We start from the raw sequence: 22,741 nt of genomic DNA, 5'->3' as shown, positions 1-22,741 counted from the left end.
GGCGGTACACTTGGCGGGTTGCCGGTCACCAAGAGGACGTCATGCACCCAGCCACGGAAGCCATCCTGATCTACAACCACGGCCGCGATCCCGAGCGGCTCACGCGCAAGCTGGCCGCCATTGCCGCCGATCCCTTCGCCTTCCTGCGCGGCACCAACCATCTGTATGCCGCCGCCGTGGGCGGCGAGGCCGCCTTGATCGAAGCGCCTGTCACCTACGTCTGCGGTGACCTCCACCTGGAAAACCTCGGCAGCTTCAAGGGCGATAACGGCCTGGTCTACTTCGATCTCAACGACTTCGACGATGCGCTGGTGGCGCCGCTCACGGTGGACCTGGTGCGCCTGCTTTCCAGCCTGATGATCGCTGCGCCCCAGCTTGGCCTGTCGGACGCCGACGCGCGCGCCGGCGCTGAAGGCATGCTCGACGCCTACGCCGGCGTACTGGCCGCCGGCAAGCCGCGCTGGGTCGAGCGCGCCACCGCCACCGGCATGGTCGCCACGCTGCTGCGCCGGGTCCGGCGCCGGCGCCGCGGCGAACTGCTGGCCGAGCGCACCGTGCGCAGCGGCGGCAAGCGCCGCCTGCTGGTCGACGGCAGGCGCGCCCTGGCGCCGCTCAAAGGCGAGCGCAAGCGCGCGGCCGCCATCCTTGGCGAATTCGACCGGCAATCCGTGCATGGGCGGCTGGTTGCCGACGACACCGCGCGCCGTATCGCGGGCGTGGGCAGCCTCGGCCTGGAGCGCTACGTGGTGCTTGCCCATGCGGACGGCAACCTCGGTGCCCAGCGCCTGGTCGATATCAAGCGGGCCGCCCCCAGCGCGTGGAAGAGCATGCCGCTGCGGGCACAGCCGGGCTGGCACAGCGAAGCCGCGCGCGTGGTGCAGATCCAGCATGCCATGCAGGCGGCGTCGCCGGCGTTGCTGTCGGCCGTGGCCATGGAGTCCGCCTCCTACATCGTCAAGGGCCTCCAGCCCACCGCGGACCGCGTCAACATCGGGCCGCGCACCGCACGCGCCGATCTGCGCGAGGTGTTGCTGACGATGGCGCGCGTTGCCGCCTGGGCGCACCTGCGCGGCTGCGGGCACGAGGCCGCGGACCGCATCGAGCAGCTGCAGGAATTCGCCGCGGCCGCGCGCTGGCGGGCGCCGGTGCTGCGCCTGGCACGGCATGGGTGCGAGGTGGCGCAGGCGCAATGGAAGGCGTTTGCGCAGGACTACCGGCAAGCGCGGGGCGCCAGCGAGACGAGGGGGGCGAAGGGGACGAAGGGGGCGGGGAAGAAGGACAGCCCGGCGCGCTGACGGCGCCGGGCGGGGGAGGCGCCCGCGTGGCCGCGGGCCGCCTGGCTCAGATCTGCGTGATGAACTTGGTCACGAGATAGCCATCGAAGGTTTCCTGGCCGCCTTCGCTGCCGATGCCGGAATCCTTGATGCCGCCGAACGGCGTTTCGGCCAGGGCCATGCCGAAATGGTTGATGTTGACCATGCCGGCTTCCAGGCCGTTGGACACCAGCGTGGCGGTCTTCAGCGAGTTGGTGAACACATACGAGGCCAGGCCGAACGGCAGGCTGTTGGCGCGGCGCAGCACTTCCTCGGCGTCCTTGAAGCGGGTGACCGGCGCGACCGGGCCGAACGGCTCGTCCACCATCAGCTTGGCGTCGTCGGGCAGGTCGGTGACCACGGTGGGGGCAAAGAAGAAGCCCTTGTCGCCGATGCGCGAGCCGCCGGCGACGACCTTGCCGCCGCGCTGGCTGGCGTCGTCCAGGAACTGCTCCATCGAGGCAATGCGGCGCTCATGTGCGAGTGGGCCCATCTGGGTGCCGTCGTCCAGGCCGTCGCCGACCTTGATCGAGCCGATCACTTCGGTGAAGCGCGCCAGGAACTTGTCATAGGCCTTTTCCTGTACGTAGAAGCGCGTGGGCGATACGCACACCTGGCCGGCATTGCGCAGCTTGAAGCGGGCCAGCATCTCGGCCGCCGGCTCGATGTCGGCGTCGTCGAACACCAGCACCGGCGAGTGGCCGCCCAGCTCCATCGTCACGCGCTTCATGTGCGCGCCAGCCAGCGCGGCCAGCTGCTTGCCCACCGGCACCGAGCCGGTGAAGGAAATCTTGCGCACGATCGGCGATTCGATCAGGTAGGTGGAAATCTCGCCCGGCACGCCCCACACGATGTTCAGCACGCCCGGGGGCAGGCCTGCGTCGTGGAACAGCTGAGCCAGCGCGACCACCGCGCTGGGCGAGTCTTCCGGACCCTTGAGGATCAGCGTGCAGCCGGCGCCGACGGCCGAGACGATCTTGCGGATGGCCTGGTTGAAGGGGAAGTTCCACGGCGTGAAGGCGGCGCACACGCCGATCGGCTCGCGCACCACGATCTGGCGCACGTTGGGCTGGCGCGGGGGGATCACGCGGCCGTAGATGCGGCGGCATTCCTCGGCGTGCCATTCGGCATGCTCGGCACAGATCATGACCTCGCCCACCGCCTCGGCCAGCGGCTTGCCCTGGTCCAGCGTGATATTGCGGCCGATGTCCTTGGCGCGCTCGCGGGTCAGCTCGGCCACGCGGCGCAGTATCTTCGAGCGCTCCAGCGGCGAGGTCTTCTTCCAGCTTTCGAAGGCACGCTGCGCGGCGGCCAGCGCGCGGTCCAGGTCGGCACGGCTGGCGTGCGGCAGCTTGCCCAGCAGTTCCTGGGTGGCCGGGTTGATGACGTCCTGCTCGCGCCGGTCCCCTCCCTTGACGAATTCTCCATCGATATAGAGGGCGAGATCCTGGTACATGCCTTTCTCCTGATTGTTGTGAGCGCGGCACTTCGGGGCTGCCTGTGCCGCAGATAGGCCAGGGCGATTGCTTCCCGGGCCAGGAATTCTTGGACGAAGCCGCAAGCTTAACGCGTCGGGCGGTTATCTGCAGCACCCGGCGCGCTCCGGGCGCGGCGTGGCTGCGCCGCGCAGGCTGTCCCCGCAAGCTGGCCGATGCCACGGTGGTTCGTCCCGCTTTGCCTGGTGCTGCTGTTCTCAAATGTGGAACAGTAGTATCGTATTTGGCAACCTTTCTATAATTCCAGCAACGCGCCCCCGCCGCCAACGCTTTGCCTTTTCCGTGGATTTTCCGATGAGTGATCTCGCACAACACGACCTGCCGCTGCAAGGCGTCAGGGTGGTGGAATTCTGTACCGTCGCAGCCGGGCCCTTCTGCGGCATGCTGCTGGCCGACATGGGCGCCGAGGTGGTCAAGGTGGAGGCGCCCGACGGCGACACCTTGCGGCAATGGCCGCCACTGTCGGATGGCTACTCGGAGAACTTTGCCTCGCTCAACCGCAACAAGCAGTCAGTGGCGCTGAATCTCAAGGATCCGGCGGACCTGGCGCTGGCGCGCAGCCTGGTCCTCGACGCCGATGTGCTGATCGAGAACAACCGTCCCGGGGTGATGGAGCGGCTCGGCCTCGGCTACGCCAGCTTCCGCGAGGCAAAGCCAGGGCTGGTGTACTGCTCGGTGTCGGCCTACGGGCAGAGCGGCCCGCGCGCGGGCGAGGGCGGTTTCGACCTGACCATCCAGGCCGCCGCCGGCGTGATGAGCGTGACCGGCGAGCCCGACGGCGCGCCCGTGAAATGCGGCGTGCCGCTCGCCGATTTCGCCTCGGGCCTCTATGGCGCCTTTGCCATCTCCAGCGCGCTGGCGCGCGTGCGCGCCGGCGGGCCGGGTGCGCATATCGACGTGCCCATGTACGGCTGTACGCTGGGCATCGCCGCGCTGCAGACCAGCGAGTACTTCGGTAACGGCAAGAGCCCGGCCAAGCTCGGCTCGGCCCATCCGCGCAACGCGCCCTACCAGGCGTTCCGCGCGGCCGACGGCTACTTCGCCATTGCCGCCGGCAACCAGAAGCTGTGGCTGGAGGTGGTGCGCGTGGTGGCATTGCCGGCACTGGCGCAGGACGGCCGCTTCGCCACCACGCGCGACCGCGCCGCCAACCAGTCGGCGCTCAAGGTATTGCTGGAAGAACGCTTCGCCGAAGCCGGCGTGGACCACTGGATCGCTGCCTTCAATGCGGCCGGCGTGCCCCACGCCCGCATCAACGACTATGCCGCCGCGCTGGACGACCCGCAGGTCGAGCATATGGAGTGGGTCCGCCCGCTGACGCTGCCGGGTGGCCACCAGACGCGCACCTTTGCTTCGCCACTGCGCTTCGACGGGCATGGCCTGCCGATCCGCCGCGATCCGCCGGCGCTGGGCGAGCATAACGCCGCGGTGCGGGCGCGCTACGCCGCGCCCGCCGCCGGCACGGACGCATGAAGCGCCGAGAGGACACGAATATGAGCGACAAGATAGAACGGCTGCGCGAGTTCGTCGCCACCATCAGCAGGGTGGTCACGCAGGCGGAGCGCGACGGCAGCGACGAGGCGGCCGTGCTGGCGCAGGCCTCGCCCGCGCTTGCCCGGCTGGTGGCGCAGGATGACTGGCTGCCCGAAGAGATGGCGCGGCCGCACCCGGTCTACTACCAGCAGCACCTGCTCTATGGCGATCCGCTGGACCGCTTCTCGCTGGTCAGCTTCGTCTGGGGGCCGGGCCAGCAGACGCCGGTGCACGATCACACGGTGTGGGGGCTGATCGGCATGCTGCGCGGCGCGGAAATCGACCAGCACTATCGCGTGGAAGGCGGACAGCTGGTGGCCGATGGCGACGAAGTCCTGCTGCACGCCGGCCAGGTGGCGGCCGTGTCGCCGTCGCTTGGCGATGTACACCGCGTGCGCAATGCATACGATGACCGTGTCTCGGTCAGCGTGCACTTGTACGGCGGCAATATCGGCCGCATCCAGCGGCATGTCTATGATCCCGCGAGCGGCGCCACCAAGCCGTTCGTGTCGGGATACTCGAATGCGCTGGTGCCCAACCTGTGGGCTGCGGCGGCGAAGGAGTGAGCGTGGACCAGGACATCATCCTGCTGGTGCGCAAGGAGGGCGACGTCACCCGGCTCACGCTCAACCGGCCCGCGCGCGGCAACGCGCTGTCGCGCGAACTGGTGACGGCGCTGACGGAAGCAGTCGACGATTGCCATCGTGACGGTACGCGCCTGCTTGTCATCGAAGGCGCAGGCAAGCACTTCTGCACCGGCTTCGACCTGGGCGACCTCGATGCCGAGAGCGACGATTCCCTGCTCGCGCGCTTCGTGCGCGTGGAGTTGCTGCTGCAGAGCGTATATGCGGCGCCGTTCGCCACGGCGGCCCTGGTGCAAGGGCGGGCGATGGGCGCGGGGGCCGATCTCGTCGCCGCGTGCGAGCAGCGCTGGGTGGAGGCAGGCAGCAGCTTCGCTTTCCCCGGCGCGGCTTTCGGGCTGGTGCTTGGAAGCGCCCGCCTGGCGCAACTGGCAGGTATTTCGCGGGCACGCGAATGGATCACCGGCGGGCGCTCGTTCGACGCCGGCGCGGCGATAGCGGGCGGCCTTGCCTCGGGCCTGCTGGAGGCCGACCCGCAGAGCGATGCCACGGCGGCGCGCGACGCCGTCGTGGCATCGCTTGCCGGGCGTGCGCGGCGCCTGGACATGCGCACGCTGGCGGCCATTCACGATGCCACCCGCGACGGCGGCGCCGAGGCAGCATCACGGCAGCTCGCCGACCTGGTCCGCTCCGCGGCGCGGCCGGGGATCAAGGCCCGGATTGCGGCCTATCGCGCTGCGGCCGCAAGCTGAGCTTCGCGCAGCGCCTCAATCGACAGAACCGCCAGAATCGCCAGAGCGGATACGCCCCGGGCCGGCACCATCGATCGACGGTGCCGGCCCGGGGCGTATCCATTGGCGGATGTATGGCGAGATCCTTTGCGCGGATCAGTTCGGCGCCGTGCCGGCGGAAGACATCTCCTGCTTCATCGCCTCGTTGTTGGCTTTCTTGTCCGCCTTCTTGTCCTGCTTGGCGGCCTTCACATCGTGCTTGTACTCGCTCTGGGCGGCCTTCTTCCTGGTCTTGTATTCGTCCGACGCCTGCTTGTTGGCGTCGCGGCGCTGCACCAGGGGATCCTTCGGCGGCTCGACCTGGGTCATGCCGGCGGGTACGGCGGTGTTGCCGGCATCGGCGGGCGCGGCCGGGGTTTGCGCGAAGGCAGCGGCACAAAGCAGGCCGGCGGCCAGGGCGGTGGAAGCTTGCAAGAAGTGAACGGGCTTGTTCTGCGACATATCGGACCTCACTGTTGATGGATCGGTACGGCCCTTCGGATCCCGCGCGGCGGCGTTGCGACGGCTGGACTGCGGGGTGCCGAGGGCCACTTGTGTTGCGCATTGGCGTTGCGCATTTCGCCATTGTTTGACCGGCCCGCTTTGCGCCGCGTGCCCCGATCCAGACAACTGCTTACAATTGGCTTTCTGTCTGACAGACGGCTACCGACATGACCCGTCGGCGGGTTGTGGGATAGTGGCTCCCGGGGGAGTTCCGCCCCGCCTGCGCAAGCTGCTTCGGGCGCAATGAGAAGAACCAGACAAGCACTCGACATGCCAACGAAATCCAAAGCGCAGCTGACCACCGGCCCGATCGGGCGCACCTTGCTGACGTTCTCGCTGCCTGTGCTGGGCAGTAACATCCTGCAGTCGCTCAACGCCTCGGTGAACTCGGTGTGGGTGGGCCACTTCCTCGGCGAGGCGGCGCTCACGGCAACCTCCAACGCCAACATCATCTTGTTCTTCCTGCTTGGGGTGGTGTTCGGCATCAGCATGGCCAACACCATCATGATCGGGCAGGCGGTGGGCGCGCGCGACCTGGGCGAAGCACGCCGCGTGGTGGGGACCAGCACGACGTTCTTCGTCCTGCTTTCGGTGCTGGCGGCGGCGCTGGGCTACGCCTTCACCCCGGCCATCCTCGCCGCCATGGATACGCCGGCCGACGCCAGGCCGCTGGCAATCAGCTACCTGCGCATCATTTTCCTGGCGCTGCCTTTCATGTATTTCTACAACTTCGTGATGATGACGCTGCGCGGCGCGGGGGATTCGCGCACGCCGTTCTATTTCATGCTGTTGTCGGTGGGCCTGGATGTGGCGCTCAACCCGCTGCTGATCTTCGGCATCGGGCCGTTCCCCGAACTCGGCATCGCGGGCTCGGCGCTGTCGACGCTGATCGCGCAGCTCGCAAGCCTGGCGGCGATGCTGGCGCTGCTCTACCGCCGCCGCCATTTCCTCGCGCTGCGCCGGCGCCAGCTCGGCTACCTGCGTCCTAATGCCGCCATCCTGCGCGCGCTGGTGGCCAAGGGCCTGCCGATGGGCCTGCAGATGGTGGTGATCTCGTCGTCGGCGATCGTGATGATGTCGCTGGTCAATCGCCATGGCTCGCAGACCACGGCCGCTTACGGCGTGGCGTCGCAGTTGTGGACCTACGTGCAGATGCCCGCGCTGGCGGTCGGCGCGAGCGTGTCGTCGATGGTCGCGCAGAACGTTGGCGCGGGACTGTGGGAGCGGGTGACGCGCATCACGCGCGTGGGGCTGCTGTTCAACCTGCTGATGACCGGGGCCCTGGTGGGCCTGATCTACCTGTTCAACCGTCATTCGCTGGGCCTGTTCCTGCCCGACGATGGCACGGCGATCGGCATTGCGCAGCATATCAATGCCATCGTGCTGTGGTCCTTCATCCTGTTCGGCTTCACCATCGTGCTGTTCGGCACCGTGCGCGCCACCGGCGCGGTGATGGCGCCGCTGGTGATCCTGTTCCTGTCGATGTGGGTGGTGCGGCTGCCATTTGCCTGGGTGCTGGAACGTACCCTCGGCGCCGATGCGATCTGGTGGAGCTTTCCGCTGGGCTCGGTGGTATCGGTGACGCTGGCGGTGGCCTACTACCGCCTCGGCAACTGGCGCACCAGCCATATCCTGCCGGCCACCCCCGCGGGGGCGCCTCCGGAGCAGGAGTTCGCGCCGCAGGCGCCGGACACCAGCATGGGCACGCCATGCGAAGAGGCCCTGACCACGGCGGGTGCCGCGGTCGAAGAAGACATGCTGGCGGAGGCCACCGCCGGCGCACCCGCGCGCCCGCGCGAGCCCTGAGCGTCGCGGCCGCGGGTGGCGGTGTCGTGGCACCCGGTGCGCGCGGCGTGCCCTGGGATGCCGGCCTGAAAGGCAATCGAAAGATCCGTCTGGCATCGTGCGGTCCGTGGCCAAGGCAGCGATTCCAGGCGTTGCCTTTCAATTGCCTTTCGGTGCCCCTCTGGGTGCCTTGGGTGCCTCCTTCTGTGTTCCTTCGGGGCCGGCGCCGATGCCGTCCCGCGATGCGTTCCCGCCGATGCTGCGCTGTCTGCCGCGCGGCGTTCTTGCGCGCCCGCATTTCCTGCCTCACAGCCAGATGCGCTGTCGGCGACGCGCACGCGTTCCTCGTACCTCCGGTCATTCCCTGCTGTTTTCGCGGGTGTTTTTGCCTGTTTTTCGCAAATACATCACAACATGATATTTATTCGATTCGACACAATCCGATGCGTATCGGTGATTACCCCTAAGTCAGGACAAATGAAAGCAAGCTGAAAGATCGCCTCTCTAAGGTTGCATCCATCCTGCAGGAGATGCCGTTCAAACCTGCCGATCCAACCGTCTTCGCAAGCGAGAGCCTGCCTGCGAAGCCGAATGCTTTCACGTACTTTGAGGAGAATCGTTTTGCGCATACGCAGCCAAAAGGACTTTGCCTCCGGCCTGATGTTCGTTCTGGTCGGTCTGGGCTTTTCCTGGGTCGCTCGCGGCTATTCCATGGGAACTGCCGCAAAGATGGGCCCCGGATATTTTCCGTTCCTGCTAGGCCTGGTACTCGCCTTGCTTGGAGCATTCGTGTTGATCGGTTCGGTGTCGAAAAAGGGTGAAGCGGACCAGCTCGCCCGCTGGGACCTGAAGACGCTGTTGTGGATCCTGGGTTCGGTGGTGCTGTTCGGCCTGCTGCTCAAGCCGCTCGGCATGGTGCTGTCGGTGTTCGTGCTGGTGCTGGTGTCGTCGATGGCCAGCCACGAGTTCAGCTGGAAGGGTGCCTTGGCCAACGCCGTGGTGCTCGTGCTGATCAGCATGGGCGCCTTCGTCTACGGTATCAATCTGCAGATGCCGGTCTGGCCTGCTTTCATTACTGGTTAAGGAGTCGGCCAGATGGAATTGTTTGAACACTTGTCGCTGGGTTTCTCCACGGCACTGACACTGCAGAACCTCGCATACGCCTTCCTGGGCTGCGTGCTGGGTACCCTGATCGGCGTGCTGCCGGGCCTGGGGCCTCTGGCCACCATCGCCATGCTGCTGCCGGTCACCTACACGCTGCCCCCGGTGGCCGCGCTGATCATGCTGGCCGGTATCTACTACGGCGCGCAGTACGGTGGCTCGACCACCGCCATCCTGGTCAACCTGCCTGGTGAATCGTCGTCGGTGGTGACCACCATCGACGGCTACCAGATGGCGCGGCGAGGGCGAGCGGGGGTGGCGCTTGCCACATCCGGCCTGGGCTCGTTCTTCGCCGGCTGCGTGGCTACCCTGATCCTGGCTGCGTTCGCCACGCCGCTGTCGGAACTGGCGTTCAAGTTCGGCCCCGCCGAGTACTTCTCGCTGATGGTGCTGGGCCTGATCGGCGCCGTGGTGCTGGCTTCGGGTTCGCTGCCGAAGGCGGTTGCGATGATCGTGCTGGGCCTGCTGCTCGGCCTGATCGGCACCGACGTGAACTCTGGCGCCGCGCGCTTCTCGTTCGACATCCCCGAACTGACCGACGGCATCGACTTCGTCGCGCTGGCCATGGGTATGTTCGGCTTCGCCGAGATCGTGGCGAACCTGGAGCAGAAGGAAGACCGCGAGACCTTCACCGACCGCGTGACCAACCTCTGGCCGACCAAGGAAGACTTCAGGCGCATGGCACCCGCGGTGCTGCGCGGCACGCTGCTGGGTTCGGCACTGGGTATCCTGCCGGGCGGCGGTGCGGCGCTGGCTTCGTTCGCAGCGTACTCGCTGGAAAAGAAGACCTCGAAGTACTCGCATGAGTTCGGCAAGGGCGCCATCGAAGGCGTGGCAGGTCCGGAATCGGCCAACAACGCCGCGGCACAGACCTCCTTCATCCCGCTGCTGACGCTGGGCATTCCGCCCAACGCCGTGATGGCGCTGATGGTGGGTGCGATGACCATCCACAACATCCAGCCGGGCCCGCAGGTCATGACCAGCAACCCCGCGCTGTTCTGGGGCCTGATCGCCTCGATGTGGATCGGCAACCTGATGCTCATCATCCTGAACCTGCCGATGATCGGCATCTGGGTGAAGCTGCTGACCGTGCCTTACCGCTTCCTGTACCCGGCCATCCTGGTGTTCTGCGGTATCGGCGTGTACTCGGTCAACAACCAGACCTTCGACGTGTTCATGGCAGCCGGCTTCGGCATCATCGGCTACCTGTTCCTGAAGCTCAAGTGCGAGCCGGCGCCGCTGCTGCTGGGCTTCGTGCTCGGACCGATGATGGAAGAAAACTTCCGCCGCTCCCTGCTGCTGTCGCGTGGCGAGTTCACCGTGTTCGTGACGCGTCCGCTGTCGATGGGCCTGCTGATCGCCGCTGCCGCACTGGTCGCCGTCGTTGCACTGCCGTCGATCAAGGCCAAGCGCGAAGAAGCGTTCCAGGAAGAGTAGTACCGAAGAAGCCCCCGTGCCGGCGCGGCCATGTGCCGGCACGCACAATGCAAGACGCAAGATCCGGGGTGCCTCGCGCACCCCGTTTTCTTTGGCAAGACGCGTTCCGGTCCAGGCTGGCACGCACGCAGTGAACCCCGCCCGGCTGTGCTCGCAGCGCAGGGCTGCGCATGATGATCAGCTCTATCGCGCCACCCGCTGGCGCGTCACAGGAGCCGCATGAGAACTCCAACGCTGGACCGCTTCGTTTCGCGGCTATACATCCTCAAGTTCGTCCAGTCGAGCCCGTCGACGGTACTGACCCTGGTCGAGCGCCTGCGCGACCACGGAGTCGAGAACAATATCCGCTCGCTGCGGCCGATCCTGCGCAGCCTGATGATCGCGCGCGCGATCACGGCGGAACTGGTCGAGGGCAGTGGCCGCGTCTACTGCATCACCGACAGCGGCAAGGACGAGTTGGATAAATACCTCTCCCACCTGGATGTCCTGCAAAGCGATATCGCACAGACGCCATAGTCCCCGGCATCCCCGCGCGCCGGATGACCCGGCGCACGCATCGAAGTGGCTCCCTGGCCCAAAGGCCAAGGCAAGGCAAAGCAAAGCAAAGGCAAAGCAACGGCGAGAAGACCCGCCTGCCGGATCTTCCCGCCGCATGGGCCCTCGCACGAGTCCGCCATTGCGCCCTGGGCGCGCAAGCCTGTCGCCGGCTGCCGTTACTGCGTGACCAGCTCCTGTGCGTTGCCGGTACCCGTGCTCGACTGCGCCACCAGCACCTTGATCTTGTTCGGTACCAGCGCGCCGATGCCGTCGACCGGGATCGTCGTGATGAGCCAGTCGGCATTGTTGCCCAGCGTCAGCGTGCCCGAGTCGAAGATCACGGTCTTGGTGCCGGCGGTGGTGATACGCAGGCGATAGGTGCCGCCGTCGAGATAGAGCGAGTCCTGGCCGGAGGCCGGGTTCGCCGTCTTGTAGCCGATCGCCGCCATCGTCGGCGTGGCCACGGTGAGATCGGCGGCCGGCACGGTAATGTAAATATCGATGTTCTGCGCGTTGAACGAGGCATTCAGGCCGCGCACGCGGGCCTTGTCCGACAGCAGGCCCTTGCCATACGGGTCGTCGATGGTGAGCACGTCGGCAGCGGTGGAGCCGGGCAGCGCGACCACGGTGTACTTGTGGCCGGTGTGGGCATCGACGGTGGCGCTGCCGATCTGCGTTGCGGTGCCGGCCACGTTGAAGGCAAACAGCTGCGCCCCGGTTCCGACGTCGAAATAGTTCGAGACGAACTTGTAGGGCTCGTTGAGGAACGACGTCTTGGTGCCGTTCTGCAGCACGTCGACATTGGGTCCGCCCGGGATGGCATGGATCACGCGCACGGAAGGCTTGCTGATGCCGATGCGGTCATCGATGCCGTCGTCGCCGCCGCCGCCACATGCCGAGAGTACGGCCGCCGCGGCCAGTGCAAGGCCTAATACCAGGCCTGATTTGGAAAGCTTCATGAGTGCCCTCTTCTTGCCGGTGAGTGAATCATCCGGTGGCCGGCGCGTGCCGTCCCGCGACGGGATGGCCATCCTTTGCCACGCTCGTTGTCAGGCTTGCTGCCGCTCGGACCGCGGCCCTGTGAGGGGATGCGCAACGGCGCCTGCCGTAATGCAACGATAGGCAGGGCATGCGGGCCGGCAAATTGACCCGTCTCCGAAACGCGTGTCGGACAATTCCCACAGGACGAATTCTCCACATGCGGCCGGCATCGCGACGACGGCGCGACGACGGCGCGGCGGCAGGCCGGGCCATGCCGCGGCGTGCGGGAGAGCTGGGGAGGGGGAGGTGGAGGGGGAGGGAAAGCGGGAGCGGGCGCGGCCGCCGGCAGCGCCCGGAGCGGTACGCTCAGGCGGTCATCACGGCCTGGTTGCGGCCGTTGCGCTTGGCCTGGTAGAGCCCGGCGTCGGCGATCTCCACCAGGCGGCTGAACGGCGTGTTCTCGTCGGGCACGACGGACGCGCCCCCGATGCTCACCGTCACGCACTGTCCTACCGGCGAGCCACTGTGCGGCACCTGCATGGACTCGATGGCGCGGCGGACCTTCTCGGCCAGCAGGCGGGCGCCGCCGGGCGAGGTGGATGGCAGGATCATGGCGAACTCTTCGCCGCCGAAGCGCGCGGGCAGGTCGGCCGGGCGCGCACAGTTCTCGCGGATCACGCCGGCGACGCGGCGCAGCACCTCGTCGCCGGCCACGTGGCCGTACGTGTCGTTGTAGGCCTTGAAGACGTCCACGTCGATCATCAGCAATGCCAGCTGGCTCTGCTCGCGCCCGGCGCGCCTCCATTCCGCGCCGAGATACTCGTCGAAATAGCGCCGGTTGGACAGCCCGGTGAGCCCGTCGGAGTTGGTCAGCCGCTGCAACTCCAGGTTGGTCTCCAGCAGTTGCTGCTGGCTCTGGCGCAGCGCGCGGTAGGCTTCGTCGCGCTGCTGCAGGTTGAGGTACGAGCGCGAGTGATAGCGGATGCGCGCCACCAGTTCGATGGTGTCGGGCAGCTTGACCAGGTAGTCGTTGGCGCCGGCGGCGAAAGCCGCGCTCTTCATGATCGGCTCTTCCTTGGTGGACAGCACGATGATGGGGATATCGCGCGTGGCGGGGTTGGCGCGGTAGCGGCGCACCAGCGTCAGGCCGTCGATGCCGGGCATCACCAGGTCCTGCAGGATGACCGTGGGGCGCGTGCGCTCGGCCACCGCCACGGCTTCGTCGGGCTTGGAGCAGTAGTGGAAATCGATGTCCTGCTCGGGCTCGAGTTCGCGCCGCACGGCTTCGCCGACCATGGCCTGGTCATCCACCAGCAGCACCATGGCCAGGTATTCCTCGGGGCGCTGACTGTAGTTCTGTTCTGTATCTGTCGACATTGTGTTCCTCGTGCGCTGCGGCCCTGTTCCCTAACCCTGCTTGTTGCCGGGATTGGTGTTGCAGGCCCGTACGATGCGGGCCGCGATCTGCCGCAATGGCAGGATTTCGCCGGCTGCGCCGATGGCGGCGGCAGCCTTGGGCATGCCGTAGACGGCGCTGGTGGCCTGGTCCTGGGCAATGGTCAGGTAGCCACGCTCGCGCATGGCCTTGAGGCCCAGCGCGCCGTCGCGGCCCATGCCGGTGAGCAGCACGCCCACCGCATCGCCGCGCCAGTGCTGGGCCACGCTTTCAAAAAAAACGTCGATCGACGGCCGGTAAAGGTAGTCGCTCGGCTCCTCGGTATAGACCATTTTCGCGGGACTGAGCAGGCGCAGGTGGTCGTTGCTGCCGGCGAGCAGCACGGTGCCGGGCTGGGGCGCCTCGCCTTCGCGGGCCAGCCGCACCGGCAGCGGGCATTGCGCGTCGAGCCAGTCCGCCATGCCGGCGGCAAAGGCTTCGTCCACGTGCTGGACGGCGATCACGGCGGCATTGAAGCCGTCCGGCAGCGCGCCCAGCACCGCGGCCAGTGCGGCCGGGCCCCCGGCCGACGCACCCAGCGCCACCAGCCGTTCGGCGCCGGCCCTGCGCGCAAGCGTCGCGTTCGCGCGCGCGGGCGCGACGCGCCCTTCGATCAGGCGGCCGATATTGCGGATCTTGCGCAGCAGCGGCCCGCTGGCCAGTTGCGAATCCGGCTGCGCCAGCGTGGGTGTGTCGACCGCGTCGATCGCGCCGTGGCCCATGGCATCGAACACCTGGCTGGCGTTGCGGCCCAGGTCCATGGTCACCACCACGATGGCGCATGGCGTGGCGGCCATGATGCGGCGGGTGGCCTCGACGCCGTCGATCCCCGGCATCAGCAGGTCCATCAGGATCAGGTCCGGCGTGCGTGCGGCGGCCATGCGCACGGCGCTCTCGCCGTCCTCGGCCACCCACGCCACTTCCAGTTCGGGATCCAGTGCGATGACACGTCGCAGCGCCACCACGGCCAGCTGCGAGTCGTTGACGATGCCGATCTTCATGCGCGCGCCTCTCCGATCAGGTCCTGTACCGCATCGAGCAACGCGGCATCCTGGAAGCTTCCCTTGGCCAGATAGTAGTCCGCGCCGGCCTCCAGGCCGCGCTGGCGATCCTGCTCCCTGTCCTTGTACGAGACCACCATCACCGGCACCTGCTGCAGGCGCGGCTCGCGCTTGATGCGCGTGACCAGCTCGATGCCGTCCATGCGCGGCATGTCGATGTCGGTGATGACCAGGTCGAAGGATTCCGCGCGCAGCACGTTCCAGGCGTCCATGCCGTCCACCGCCACGGTGACATCGTAGCCTCGGTTGGCCAGCAGCTTGCGCTCCAGTTCACGCACCGTGAGCGAATCGTCCACCACCAGCACGCGCTTGCGCCGTACCGGGGCGGCTACGGCGCCGCCGCGGCGGATGCGGTCGATCTTGCCTTCGGACAGCAGTTTCTCCACCGACCGGATCATGTCTTCCACGTCGAAGATCAGCACCGGCGTGCCGTCCTCGGTGATGCTGCCGGCGGCAATATCCTTGATCTTCCCGAGGCAGGCCGCCAGCGGCTGGACCACCAGGATACGCTCTCCCAGCAGGCGGTCCACCGCCACGCCGTATGTGCGCTCGTGATCGCCCAGCACCACCACCGGCACGGTGTCCTCGTCGCGCCGGGCCTCCGGTCGCTGCAACACCTGGGCCGTGCTGACCAGGCCCACCTGGCGATTGCCGAAGCGGAAGTGCTGGCGGTTCTGCAATTGCTCGATGTCGCGGCGCTCGAGGTGGAGGGCCTGCATCACGTAGGCCAGCGGGAAGGCATAGGCTTCGCCCGACACCTCCACCAGCAACGCGCGCACCACCGACAGCGTGAGCGGCAGCTCGAGGTGGAACTGCATGCCGCGCCCGCTTTCCTGCACCAGGCGGATGCTGCCGCGCACCTGGCGGATCATGTCCTGCACGGCATCGAGCCCGACCCCGCGCCCGGATACTTCGCTCACGGTCTCGCGCATGCTGAAGCCGGGCAGCAGCAGGAAGTCGAGCAACTCCGCCTGCGACAGCCGGGCGACGGTTTCCTCGGGCGCCAGATTGCGCCGCACGATGGCGCGGCGCAGGGCATCCAGGTCCACGCCGGCGCCGTCGTCGGAGATCACGATGACCAGCCGCCCGGCGTTGTGGCGCGCATTGAGCGTGATGCGGCCTTCGACGGGCTTGCCGGCGGCGCGGCGCACGTCGGGCATCTCGATGCCGTGGTCCACCGCATTGCGCAGCAGGTGCGCCAGCGGGGCCTCGAGCTGTTCGAGGATGTCGCGATCGACCTTGGTGCTCTCGCCGATCAGCTCGAGGTGCACCGCCTTGCCAAGCGCGCGGCCGAGGTCGCGCACCATGCGGGAGTAGCCGGCGAGGCCGTCGGCCAGCGGCCGCATGCGGCTTGCCAGCGCGCGGTCGTAGAGCTGGCGCGACAGGCGGCCGGTGCGGTGGTCGTATTGTTCGAGGTCGCTGACGCGCTGCGAGAGCTGCCGGTGGCTTTCGGCAAGCAGGTGCTGCGCGTCGGCCAGCCGGGCCTGGGCGGCGCCTTCGGCTGCGTTGCCGCCCTGGCCGCCGGCCAGCGCCGCCTGCAGGGCGTCCAGCGCCTGCAGCGCGCGCATCTGCAGGCGCCGGGTCTGCTGCAGGGCGTTGCCGAAGGGCTTGAGCCAGTTGGCCTCGATCATCGCCGCGCCGGACAATGCCAGCAACTGGTCTAGCGTGTCGGCGCTCACGCGCAGCATGCGCTCCTGGGTCTCCGGCAGCGCGCCGGCCTCGCCGGCCGGGTCGGCGGGCCGGACGTGGGCGGGCAAGATGCCGGGGGGCGCATCGGCGGGCCTGTCCATGGGCGCATCGGCCGGCGGCACGGCCGGCGCGTCCGCGCTGGCGGCCGTTGTCACCGGCATGGCTTCGGCCGTGGCTTGCGCCGGCGCCGCGGGCGGCTCGGCCGCGCTGGCGGCCTGCTCCGGCATCGTCTGTTGCAGGACGTGCGCGCTTGCCCACGGCGCGGCGTCGACCGCCTTGCCGGCCAGCAGCGCCTCCAGGCGCGCCACCAGTGCATCGATCTCGGCCTTGCCGGCGTGATCGGCCCAGCCGAGATCGCCGCCGGGCGGGCTGCCCAGGCGCAGCAGCAGGTCGGTGCCGTGCAGCAGGGCATCGATATGCACGGGCCGCAACAGCAGTTCGTCGTGCTGGGCCGCGACCAGGCAGTCTTCCATCACATGGGCCACGCGCACGCCGCCGTCGAGGCCGACGATGCGCGCCGCGCCCTTGAGCGAATGGGCGGCGCGCATGCACGCCTCGAGCTGCTCGCTGGCGGCGGGATTGCGCTCCAGCGCGAGCAGGCCGGCATTGAGGACATCCGCCTGCGATTGCGCTTCGAGCGCGAACAGTTCGAGCAGGGAGGCGTCGCGCAACTGGTCGGGATTCATGCCAGGCTCCGCGTCAGGGCTTGCTGCAGCGAGGCCGCGTCGAGCAGCCCCACGGTGCGCCCGCCGCTTTGCAGCAGCGCGCGGGCATAGCGCGAGGACGTGCGCGACAACGTGGTCGGCAGCGGCTGCAGGGCGGATTCGGCAATGCGCTCGATGCCGGCAATCTCCTCGACCGGCAGCGCGAAGGCGTTGCGGCCCTGGCCCAGCACCAGCAGGCGTGCGCCATGTCCTGCGCTGCTGGTCGTGTCGTGCGCCGCGTCGAACGCAGCATCGCTGCGCGCGCCGGCGCCCTGGGCGGGCGCGGGCGAGTCCTGCCCGAGCAGGCGTGCCAGCGAGATGCACACCAGCAGGTTGCCGCGCACGCTGACCAGGCCCAGCACCGCGGCGTGCCGCCGGTGCGGCAGCGAGTGCAGGGGGCAGGGCGCGGTGACCTCGGCCAGCGCCTCGGCCGGCAGCGCCAGCCACTCCTCGCCGATGCGGAACACCAGGCAGGAAACGGCCGGGCCCTGCGCGGCGGTGCCGGCCCGGGCGGCATCGGCCGCGGGCAGGCTCACCTCGCCCGTGGGCAGGTTGTCGAGCAGCGTCAGCGCGGCGCGCGAGTAGGTCGGGCAGTTGCGGCAGTGGATATGCGTGGGCAGCAGCGGGCAGCTGCCGTCGCCCAGTACGCCGATGCGGCGCCAGCAGTCGTCGACGACGACGCCATGCGTGCCGTGGCTGGCGCCGGGGTGGGATGTCGCGAGCGGTGCGGGCTCAGCCATGGCGGGTCGGTTGATTGCGCTGGGCGCGGTTTCTCAGGCGGGCCGCGGCCGCGCCGTCGCCTTGCGCCTCGAGGATGGCAGCCATATGGTAAAGCGCCTCCTGGTGGCCCGGGTCGAGGTATAGCGCGCGGCGATAGGCCTCGCGTGCGTCGGCGGGGCGGCCGGTGGCATCGTACAGCACGCCCAGCAGGCAGTAGCCGGCGGCCGACGGCGCCTGCGCATCGAGGTATGCCTCGCACGACGCGATGGCCGCGGCCAGGTCGCCGCGATCTGCCAGCCGCGAGATCTTCGCCAGCGGGTCGGCGCTGCCCGGCGCCTTGGTGGCGGGCGCCGGCCGCGGCTGGGCCGCCCGCTCGGGGGCCGGCGTCAGCGAGGCCTGGTAGGTGCGGAAGGACGGCGCCGGAGGCGGCGCATGCGGCAGGCGGGGCGCCGGGGCGGCATGGACTGCGCCACCGTCCGAGGGTTCATTGGGCGGGGCCGCCTGGCGCGGGGCGCGCCGCGTGAACGCAAAGGCGAGCGGCACGCCGGCCGAGACAAAGCCGTGCCGTGTCAGCAGGCTGGCTTCGGCCGGCCCCACGAAGAGCGTGGCGTCGGGCCGGCTCACCCGCTCCAGCACACGCAGCGAGCGCTGCTGCGTGGGCGCATCGAAATAGATCAGCAGGTTGCGGCAGAACACGAAATGGTAAGGCGCCTCGCCCGCCATCAGCATGGGGTCCAGCAGGTTGCCGCGCAGTAGCCGCACCTTGGCGCGCACATTGGCGTTGAGCGCATAGCCGCCCGGCGCGGCGGTGAAATGCCGGTCGCGGAAATCCAGCGGGCTGCCGCGGAACGAATTGCTGCCGTAGTGGCCGATACGCGCGCGCTCCAGGGCGCGCGCGCTGATATCGATGGCGTCGACCTGGAAACGGTTCTCGGGCACCCCGGCATCGAGCAGCGCCATGACGATCGAATACGGTTCCTCGCCCGTGGAGCAGGGCACGCTGAGGATGCGCAGCGGGCCCTCGCCGTCATGCAGGCGTGCGCCGCCGAACACGCGCATGGCGGCGAAGCGGCCAAGCGCCAGCAGCGCCTCGCGGTGGCGGAAGAACCAGGTTTCCGGCACCACCACGGCCTCGATCAGGGCCTGCAGCTCTTCCGGGTGCGAGTGCAGCAGGTTCCAGTAGGCATCGTGGTCGGGCACCGCGGCCGTCGCCAGGCGCTCGCGCACCGCGCGCTCGATCATGCCGGCGCCCACCGTGCAGGCGTCCAGGCCGATGCGCTCCTTGAGCAGCGCTTCGATATGGCTGGCCGTGGTCATGGTGCCGCGAGGCCGGGGAACAGGCGGGCGTGCACCTCGTCGGGCAGCAGCGCGTCGACCTTGACCCACTGCACCAGTCCCTGCGCGCCGCCGCGCACCGGGCCCAGGTAGCGCGCCGGCGCGGAGTCCACGCCACTGTCGGTGAACTCGCCGGGGGCGCAGCGCAAGGTTTCGGTGGCGTATTCCAGGCGCAGCCCGAGCAGGCGCGCCGGCGCATCCGCGCCACGGCGGTAGTGCACAAGGACCGTGCGCGTACTGGTGCGGTGGGCGACGGGCGTGCCGGTGGCCAGTGCGTTGACGTCGATGACCGGCACCACCTCGCCGCCGCGCGCCAGCAGCCCGCTCACCCAGGGCGGCGCCTCGGGCAGTTGCTTGAGCGTGGTCAGCGGCAGCACTTCCTCGATCTCGCTGGCGTCGAGCGCGTAGTGGTCAGGGCCGATGCGGAACAGCAGGAAGAGCTTCATGGGAAGTGGTCCGGGCCCGCAAGGCTCAGACCTTGAAGCGGGACACGCCGGTGCGCAGGTCGTTGGCGACCAGCGTCAGCTCGTCGATGGCCTGGCTGGACTGGCGCAGCGATTCCACCGTCTGCTGGGCCGCCTCGGAGAGCTGCATCAGCGCCTGGTTGATCTGCTCCGCGCCGCCAGCCTGGGCCTGCATGCCCTCGTTGACCATCTGCACGCGCGGCGCCAGCGACTGCACCTGGCCGATGATCTGGGACAGCTGGTCGCCCACCTGGGTCACCTCGGACATGCCGCGCCGCACTTCCTCGGCGAACTTGTCCATGCCCATCACCCCGGCGGCCACCGCCGACTGGATCTCCCGCACCATCTGCTCGATGTCGTACGTGGCGACCGCGGTCTGGTCGGCCAGGCGGCGGATCTCGGTGGCCACCACCGAGAAGCCGCGACCGTACTCGCCGGCTTTCTCGGCCTCGATCGCCGCGTTGAGCGAGAGCAGGTTGGTCTGGTCCGCCACCTTGGCGATGGTGGTGACCACCTGGTTGATATTGCCGGCCTTCTCGTTCAGGGTGGCCAGCTTGGCGTTGACCGAGCCGGCGGCTTCCATCACATGGTGCATGGTGGTTTCCATGCGCGACAGGCCGACCTGGCCGGTGCCGGCCAGTCCGGCGGTCTGCTCGGCGGCGCTCGACACCTCGATCATGGTGCGCACCAGGTCGCGCGAGGTGGCGGAGATCTCGCGCGAGGTGGCGCCGATCTCGGTGGTGGTGGCCGCCGTCTCGGTCGCGGTGGCCTGCTGCTGGCGGGCGGTGGCCGCGATCTCGTTGACCGAGGTGGTGACCTGGATGGCCGAGCGCTGGGCCTGGCCGACCAGCCCGGTCAGCTCGCCGGTCATCTGGTTGAAGCCTTGCTCGACCTCGAGGAATTCGTCCTGGCGTTCAAGCGACAGGCGCTGGCGCAGGTCGCCGCCGCGCATGCCGGACAGCAGTGTCACGATCGAGCGCATCGGCACGGTGATGGAGCGGAACAGCAGGTAGCCGGCCACCAGCGATCCCAGCAAGGCAGCGATCAGCGAGACTTCGATACTGATCTTGGCGGTCTCTACGGCGTTGCTGATGCTGGTGGCGCCGGTTTCCGACACCTTGTTGTTGTCTTCCAGCAGGGCCTGCAGGGCCGCGCGGCCGTCATCCCAAACGGCATGGATCGGGCCGCGCAGCCGGGCCTCCATGGCGCCGGCCTCGGCGCTGCCGGCGGCGAACACCATGGCCGAGACTTCGTCATAGTTGCGGCGAAGTTCCTTGTATTTCTCGAAGCGCTGGCGGTCGTCCGGGCGGACGATCGAGTCGGCGTATTTATGCTCGAGCGTATCCAGCCGCTTGCGCAGGGCTGTGTTGGCCTCGGCATAGGTGCGGCGCTCCGCGTCGCTGCCCGCGGTAATGCTCTGCCAGGCCAGCACGTAGGTTTCACCCCATGCGCCGCGCATCGCGGTGCTGTAGTAGAGTCCGGGCAGCGAATCGTCGCGTAACGCGACGGTGTGGGATTCAATCGTCGACAGCCGGCCGTAGGCGACCACGAAGGTCAGCAATATGACAGCCAGGATCATGGCAAAGCTTGCCAGGATGCGCGTGCGGATGGTCCAGAGGGTCGCGGTGCGGTTGCCCATTCGATGTTCTTGTATTTTCTTGCAGGAAGGGTGGCGGGCGGCGTCCGGACGCGGTGAACCTGGCACGGCGACGCCATGAGCGGCGGGTCCGCAGGCGGAGACTGGCGCCCCGGGGTGCCCGCCCGCCTTATAGCGGCGTAGGGTACTGGAAGGTTTCTGTCATTTCAATGGCGCGGGCGCGGGCTAGCGTTTTGTGATTATGTTATTTGCCGTCCCGCAACATATCGCAATATCATGGTTTGACGCGGCTTGATTTTTTCCTGGTTTTAGTCACACTTGCCAAATTGACAGATCGGATCGATGTCGACAATCACAAACAGGGCAGGGATGGTGGCTAGGTCAGAGGCGAAGGCCGGCGCCTCGCCGAACGCGGACCTCGACCCGCTGACCGGCGTTGCTTCGCGCCAGGCATTCTTGAGTATGCTGGAAGGCCGCCTGCGCACGGAGGCTGCCCCGCGCTGCGCGCTATTGCTGCTCGGCATCGACGATTTCCGGGCCTTCAACGATATGCACGGCCATGCCGAAGGCGACGAGATCCTGCGCCGGGTGGCCCGTCGCCTGCGCGACGCCTCGCCGCGCGATGCCGTGCTCGGGCGGATCGGCGGCGACGAGTTCGCCGTGCTGCTGCCCTCCATCGCCGATCCCACCCTGGTGCGCCACGTCAGCGCCGCCATCCTGTCGCTGCAGTCCGAGCCGCACGAGTACGGCAGCCGGCGCCATCATGTGCTGGCAAGCCTGGGCGCCTGCGTCATGCCCGCCGGCGGCGACAATGCCTCCGACGCGCTGGCTTCGGCCAGCCTGGCACTGGGCCGGGCCAAGCGTGACGGCGGCCGTACCATCCGCTTCTTCAAGCCGCAGATGCGCACCGACGTGACGACCCGCCTGTCGCTGGTGCAGGCGCTGCGCGACGCCTACGCGCAACGCCAGTTCGAATTGCTCTACCAGCCGCAGATCGACCTGAGCGACGGCCGCGTGGTCGGTGCCGAGGCGCTCATGCGCTGGCGCCATCCCACCCAGGGCCTGCTCACGCCGGCGAGCTTCATCGACGCACTGGCCGCCAGCAGCGTGGCGGCCGACGTGGGCGTGTGGCTGCTCCATACCGCCTGCGCGCAGGCGCGCATGTGGTCGCTGGCGTTTCCCGACGCGCCGCGCGTGGCCATCAACCTGTTCGCCGCGCAGCTCAGCGAAAGCCGGCTGCTGACCGAGGTGCGCCACGTGCTGCGCGAACTGGCGCTGGCGCCCGAGCGGCTGGAGCTGGAAATCACCGAGACCATCGCCCTGCAGCAGGGCGACGACTTCTCCGGCCAGCTGCAGACCCTGCGCCGCGACGGCGTGACCCTGACCTGCGACGACTTCGGCACCGGCTATGCATCGCTGAGCTTCCTCAAGACCTTCCCGGTCGACCGCATCAAGATCGACCAGTCCTTTATCCGCAACGTCACGCAGAGCCCGGTCGATGCCGCCATCGTGCGCGCCATGGTCAACGTGGGCGGCAGCCTGGGCATCGGCGTGGTGGCGGAGGGCGTGGAGACCGCCGAGCAGCGCGATTTCCTCATCGAGAACGGCTGCCACGAGGTGCAGGGCTACCTCTATGGC

At 68.4% G+C, this 22,741-nt stretch carries 19 protein-coding genes; 9 read left to right on the top strand and 10 right to left on the bottom strand.

What is annotated here, in order from left to right; genetic code table 11:
• Window positions 1-41: 41 nt before the first annotated feature.
• Window positions 42-1,295 (top strand): DUF2252 family protein, encoded by a 1,254-nt coding sequence (locus tag AC1DK4_RS01035; protein WP_441612233.1) that lies wholly within the window; start codon window positions 42-44, stop codon window positions 1,293-1,295.
• 46 nt (window positions 1,296-1,341) lie between these two features.
• Here AC1DK4_RS01035 and AC1DK4_RS01030 read toward each other — a convergent pair whose 3' ends face one another.
• On the bottom strand, window positions 1,342-2,769 hold the full coding sequence (locus AC1DK4_RS01030) for an NAD-dependent succinate-semialdehyde dehydrogenase (protein WP_441612235.1): 1,428 nt from the start codon (window positions 2,767-2,769) through the stop codon (window positions 1,342-1,344).
• Window positions 2,770-3,103: 334 nt separating this feature from the next.
• Between AC1DK4_RS01030 and AC1DK4_RS01025 the strand changes: the two genes are divergently transcribed.
• Genes AC1DK4_RS01025 through AC1DK4_RS01015 form a run of 3 tightly spaced genes read left to right on the top strand, consistent with a single transcriptional unit; the run spans window position 3,104 to window position 5,675 of the window.
• A complete protein-coding gene (locus AC1DK4_RS01025; RefSeq protein ID WP_441612236.1) occupies window positions 3,104-4,282 on the top strand; it encodes a CaiB/BaiF CoA transferase family protein in 1,179 nt (392 codons plus the stop codon).
• A gap of 20 nt (window positions 4,283-4,302) precedes the next feature.
• Window positions 4,303-4,908 (top strand): cysteine dioxygenase family protein, encoded by a 606-nt coding sequence (locus AC1DK4_RS01020; RefSeq protein WP_441612237.1) that lies wholly within the window; start codon window positions 4,303-4,305, stop codon window positions 4,906-4,908.
• A 2-nt stretch (window positions 4,909-4,910) separates the two neighbouring features.
• Window positions 4,911-5,675 (top strand): enoyl-CoA hydratase/isomerase family protein, encoded by a 765-nt coding sequence (locus AC1DK4_RS01015; protein ID WP_441612238.1) that lies wholly within the window; start codon window positions 4,911-4,913, stop codon window positions 5,673-5,675.
• A gap of 135 nt (window positions 5,676-5,810) precedes the next feature.
• On the opposite strand, the gene AC1DK4_RS01010 is transcribed toward AC1DK4_RS01015, so the two are convergent.
• Window positions 5,811-6,128 carry a hypothetical protein gene (locus AC1DK4_RS01010; RefSeq protein WP_441612239.1) on the bottom strand — a complete coding sequence of 106 codons (318 nt, stop codon included), beginning with the start codon at window positions 6,126-6,128 and terminating at the stop codon, window positions 5,811-5,813.
• 339 nt (window positions 6,129-6,467) lie between these two features.
• On the opposite strand from AC1DK4_RS01010, the gene AC1DK4_RS01005 reads away from it, so the two are divergent.
• From AC1DK4_RS01005 to AC1DK4_RS00990, 4 genes are all read left to right on the top strand, one after another.
• Window positions 6,468-8,003, top strand: a complete 1,536-nt coding sequence (locus AC1DK4_RS01005) for an MATE family efflux transporter (RefSeq protein ID WP_441612240.1) — start codon at window positions 6,468-6,470, stop codon at window positions 8,001-8,003.
• A 600-nt stretch (window positions 8,004-8,603) separates the two neighbouring features.
• Window positions 8,604-9,065 (top strand): tripartite tricarboxylate transporter TctB family protein, encoded by a 462-nt coding sequence (locus AC1DK4_RS01000; RefSeq protein WP_441612241.1) that lies wholly within the window; start codon window positions 8,604-8,606, stop codon window positions 9,063-9,065.
• A 12-nt stretch (window positions 9,066-9,077) separates the two neighbouring features.
• Window positions 9,078-10,580 (top strand): tripartite tricarboxylate transporter permease, encoded by a 1,503-nt coding sequence (locus tag AC1DK4_RS00995; RefSeq protein ID WP_441612242.1) that lies wholly within the window; start codon window positions 9,078-9,080, stop codon window positions 10,578-10,580.
• 219 nt (window positions 10,581-10,799) lie between these two features.
• Entirely contained in the window at window positions 10,800-11,096 is a 297-nt protein-coding gene (locus tag AC1DK4_RS00990; RefSeq protein ID WP_441612243.1) for a transcriptional regulator, read from the top strand.
• A gap of 197 nt (window positions 11,097-11,293) precedes the next feature.
• Here AC1DK4_RS00990 and AC1DK4_RS00985 read toward each other — a convergent pair whose 3' ends face one another.
• From AC1DK4_RS00985 to AC1DK4_RS00950, 8 genes are all read right to left on the bottom strand, one after another.
• Window positions 11,294-12,076 carry a DUF4397 domain-containing protein gene (locus AC1DK4_RS00985; RefSeq protein WP_441612244.1) on the bottom strand — a complete coding sequence of 261 codons (783 nt, stop codon included), beginning with the start codon at window positions 12,074-12,076 and terminating at the stop codon, window positions 11,294-11,296.
• A gap of 388 nt (window positions 12,077-12,464) precedes the next feature.
• Entirely contained in the window at window positions 12,465-13,475 is a 1,011-nt protein-coding gene (locus AC1DK4_RS00980) for a diguanylate cyclase (protein WP_441612245.1), read from the bottom strand.
• Window positions 13,476-13,505: 30 nt separating this feature from the next.
• Window positions 13,506-14,534, bottom strand: a complete 1,029-nt coding sequence (gene cheB, locus AC1DK4_RS00975; RefSeq protein ID WP_441612246.1) for a chemotaxis response regulator protein-glutamate methylesterase — start codon at window positions 14,532-14,534, stop codon at window positions 13,506-13,508.
• Entirely contained in the window at window positions 14,531-16,969 is a 2,439-nt protein-coding gene (locus tag AC1DK4_RS00970; protein WP_441612247.1) for a hybrid sensor histidine kinase/response regulator, read from the bottom strand. Before AC1DK4_RS00970 ends, cheB begins: the two co-directional genes overlap by 4 nt.
• Window positions 16,966-17,727 (bottom strand): chemotaxis protein CheW, encoded by a 762-nt coding sequence (locus AC1DK4_RS00965; RefSeq protein WP_441612248.1) that lies wholly within the window; start codon window positions 17,725-17,727, stop codon window positions 16,966-16,968. The genes AC1DK4_RS00970 and AC1DK4_RS00965 overlap by 4 nt, the downstream gene beginning before the upstream one ends.
• The gene (locus AC1DK4_RS00960) at window positions 17,720-19,024 is read right to left on the bottom strand and encodes a CheR family methyltransferase (RefSeq protein ID WP_441612249.1); all 1,305 of its coding nucleotides are present in this window, start codon (window positions 19,022-19,024) and stop codon (window positions 17,720-17,722) included. Before AC1DK4_RS00960 ends, AC1DK4_RS00965 begins: the two co-directional genes overlap by 8 nt.
• On the bottom strand, window positions 19,021-19,488 hold the full coding sequence (locus tag AC1DK4_RS00955) for a chemotaxis protein CheW (RefSeq protein WP_441612250.1): 468 nt from the start codon (window positions 19,486-19,488) through the stop codon (window positions 19,021-19,023). Before AC1DK4_RS00955 ends, AC1DK4_RS00960 begins: the two co-directional genes overlap by 4 nt.
• Window positions 19,489-19,513: 25 nt before the next feature.
• Complete coding sequence (locus AC1DK4_RS00950; protein WP_441612251.1) at window positions 19,514-21,145, bottom strand: methyl-accepting chemotaxis protein; 1,632 nt, start codon at window positions 21,143-21,145, stop codon at window positions 19,514-19,516.
• Between the two features lie 327 nt (window positions 21,146-21,472).
• Here AC1DK4_RS00950 and AC1DK4_RS00945 point away from each other — a divergent pair.
• The coding region (locus tag AC1DK4_RS00945; RefSeq protein WP_477131373.1) for a putative bifunctional diguanylate cyclase/phosphodiesterase at window positions 21,473-22,741 on the top strand (1,269 nt) is incomplete at its 3' end.

It is taken from the genome of Cupriavidus sp. 05N38, assembly GCF_056397345.1.
The sequence above is the reverse complement of the archived record's forward strand: the minus strand, read 5'-3'. Positions and strand labels throughout refer to the sequence as shown.

Excerpts from the sequence above, each read along its gene's own strand:
- AC1DK4_RS01035 (WP_441612233.1), top strand. The coding sequence starts at position 42 with ATGCACCCAGCCACGGAAGCCATCCTGATCTACAACCACGGCCGCGAT.
- AC1DK4_RS01030 (WP_441612235.1), bottom strand. The coding sequence starts at position 2,769 with ATGTACCAGGATCTCGCCCTCTATATCGATGGAGAATTCGTCAAGGGA.
- AC1DK4_RS01025 (WP_441612236.1), top strand. The coding sequence starts at position 3,104 with ATGAGTGATCTCGCACAACACGACCTGCCGCTGCAAGGCGTCAGGGTG.
- AC1DK4_RS01020 (WP_441612237.1), top strand. The coding sequence starts at position 4,303 with ATGAGCGACAAGATAGAACGGCTGCGCGAGTTCGTCGCCACCATCAGC.
- AC1DK4_RS01005 (WP_441612240.1), top strand. The coding sequence starts at position 6,468 with ATGCCAACGAAATCCAAAGCGCAGCTGACCACCGGCCCGATCGGGCGC.
- AC1DK4_RS00995 (WP_441612242.1), top strand. The coding sequence starts at position 9,078 with ATGGAATTGTTTGAACACTTGTCGCTGGGTTTCTCCACGGCACTGACA.
- AC1DK4_RS00990 (WP_441612243.1), top strand. The coding sequence starts at position 10,800 with ATGAGAACTCCAACGCTGGACCGCTTCGTTTCGCGGCTATACATCCTC.
- AC1DK4_RS00985 (WP_441612244.1), bottom strand. The coding sequence starts at position 12,076 with ATGAAGCTTTCCAAATCAGGCCTGGTATTAGGCCTTGCACTGGCCGCG.
- AC1DK4_RS00980 (WP_441612245.1), bottom strand. The coding sequence starts at position 13,475 with ATGTCGACAGATACAGAACAGAACTACAGTCAGCGCCCCGAGGAATAC.
- cheB (WP_441612246.1), bottom strand. The coding sequence starts at position 14,534 with ATGAAGATCGGCATCGTCAACGACTCGCAGCTGGCCGTGGTGGCGCTG.
- AC1DK4_RS00970 (WP_441612247.1), bottom strand. The coding sequence starts at position 16,969 with ATGAATCCCGACCAGTTGCGCGACGCCTCCCTGCTCGAACTGTTCGCG.
- AC1DK4_RS00965 (WP_441612248.1), bottom strand. The coding sequence starts at position 17,727 with ATGGCTGAGCCCGCACCGCTCGCGACATCCCACCCCGGCGCCAGCCAC.
- AC1DK4_RS00960 (WP_441612249.1), bottom strand. The coding sequence starts at position 19,024 with ATGACCACGGCCAGCCATATCGAAGCGCTGCTCAAGGAGCGCATCGGC.
- AC1DK4_RS00955 (WP_441612250.1), bottom strand. The coding sequence starts at position 19,488 with ATGAAGCTCTTCCTGCTGTTCCGCATCGGCCCTGACCACTACGCGCTC.
- AC1DK4_RS00950 (WP_441612251.1), bottom strand. The coding sequence starts at position 21,145 with ATGGGCAACCGCACCGCGACCCTCTGGACCATCCGCACGCGCATCCTG.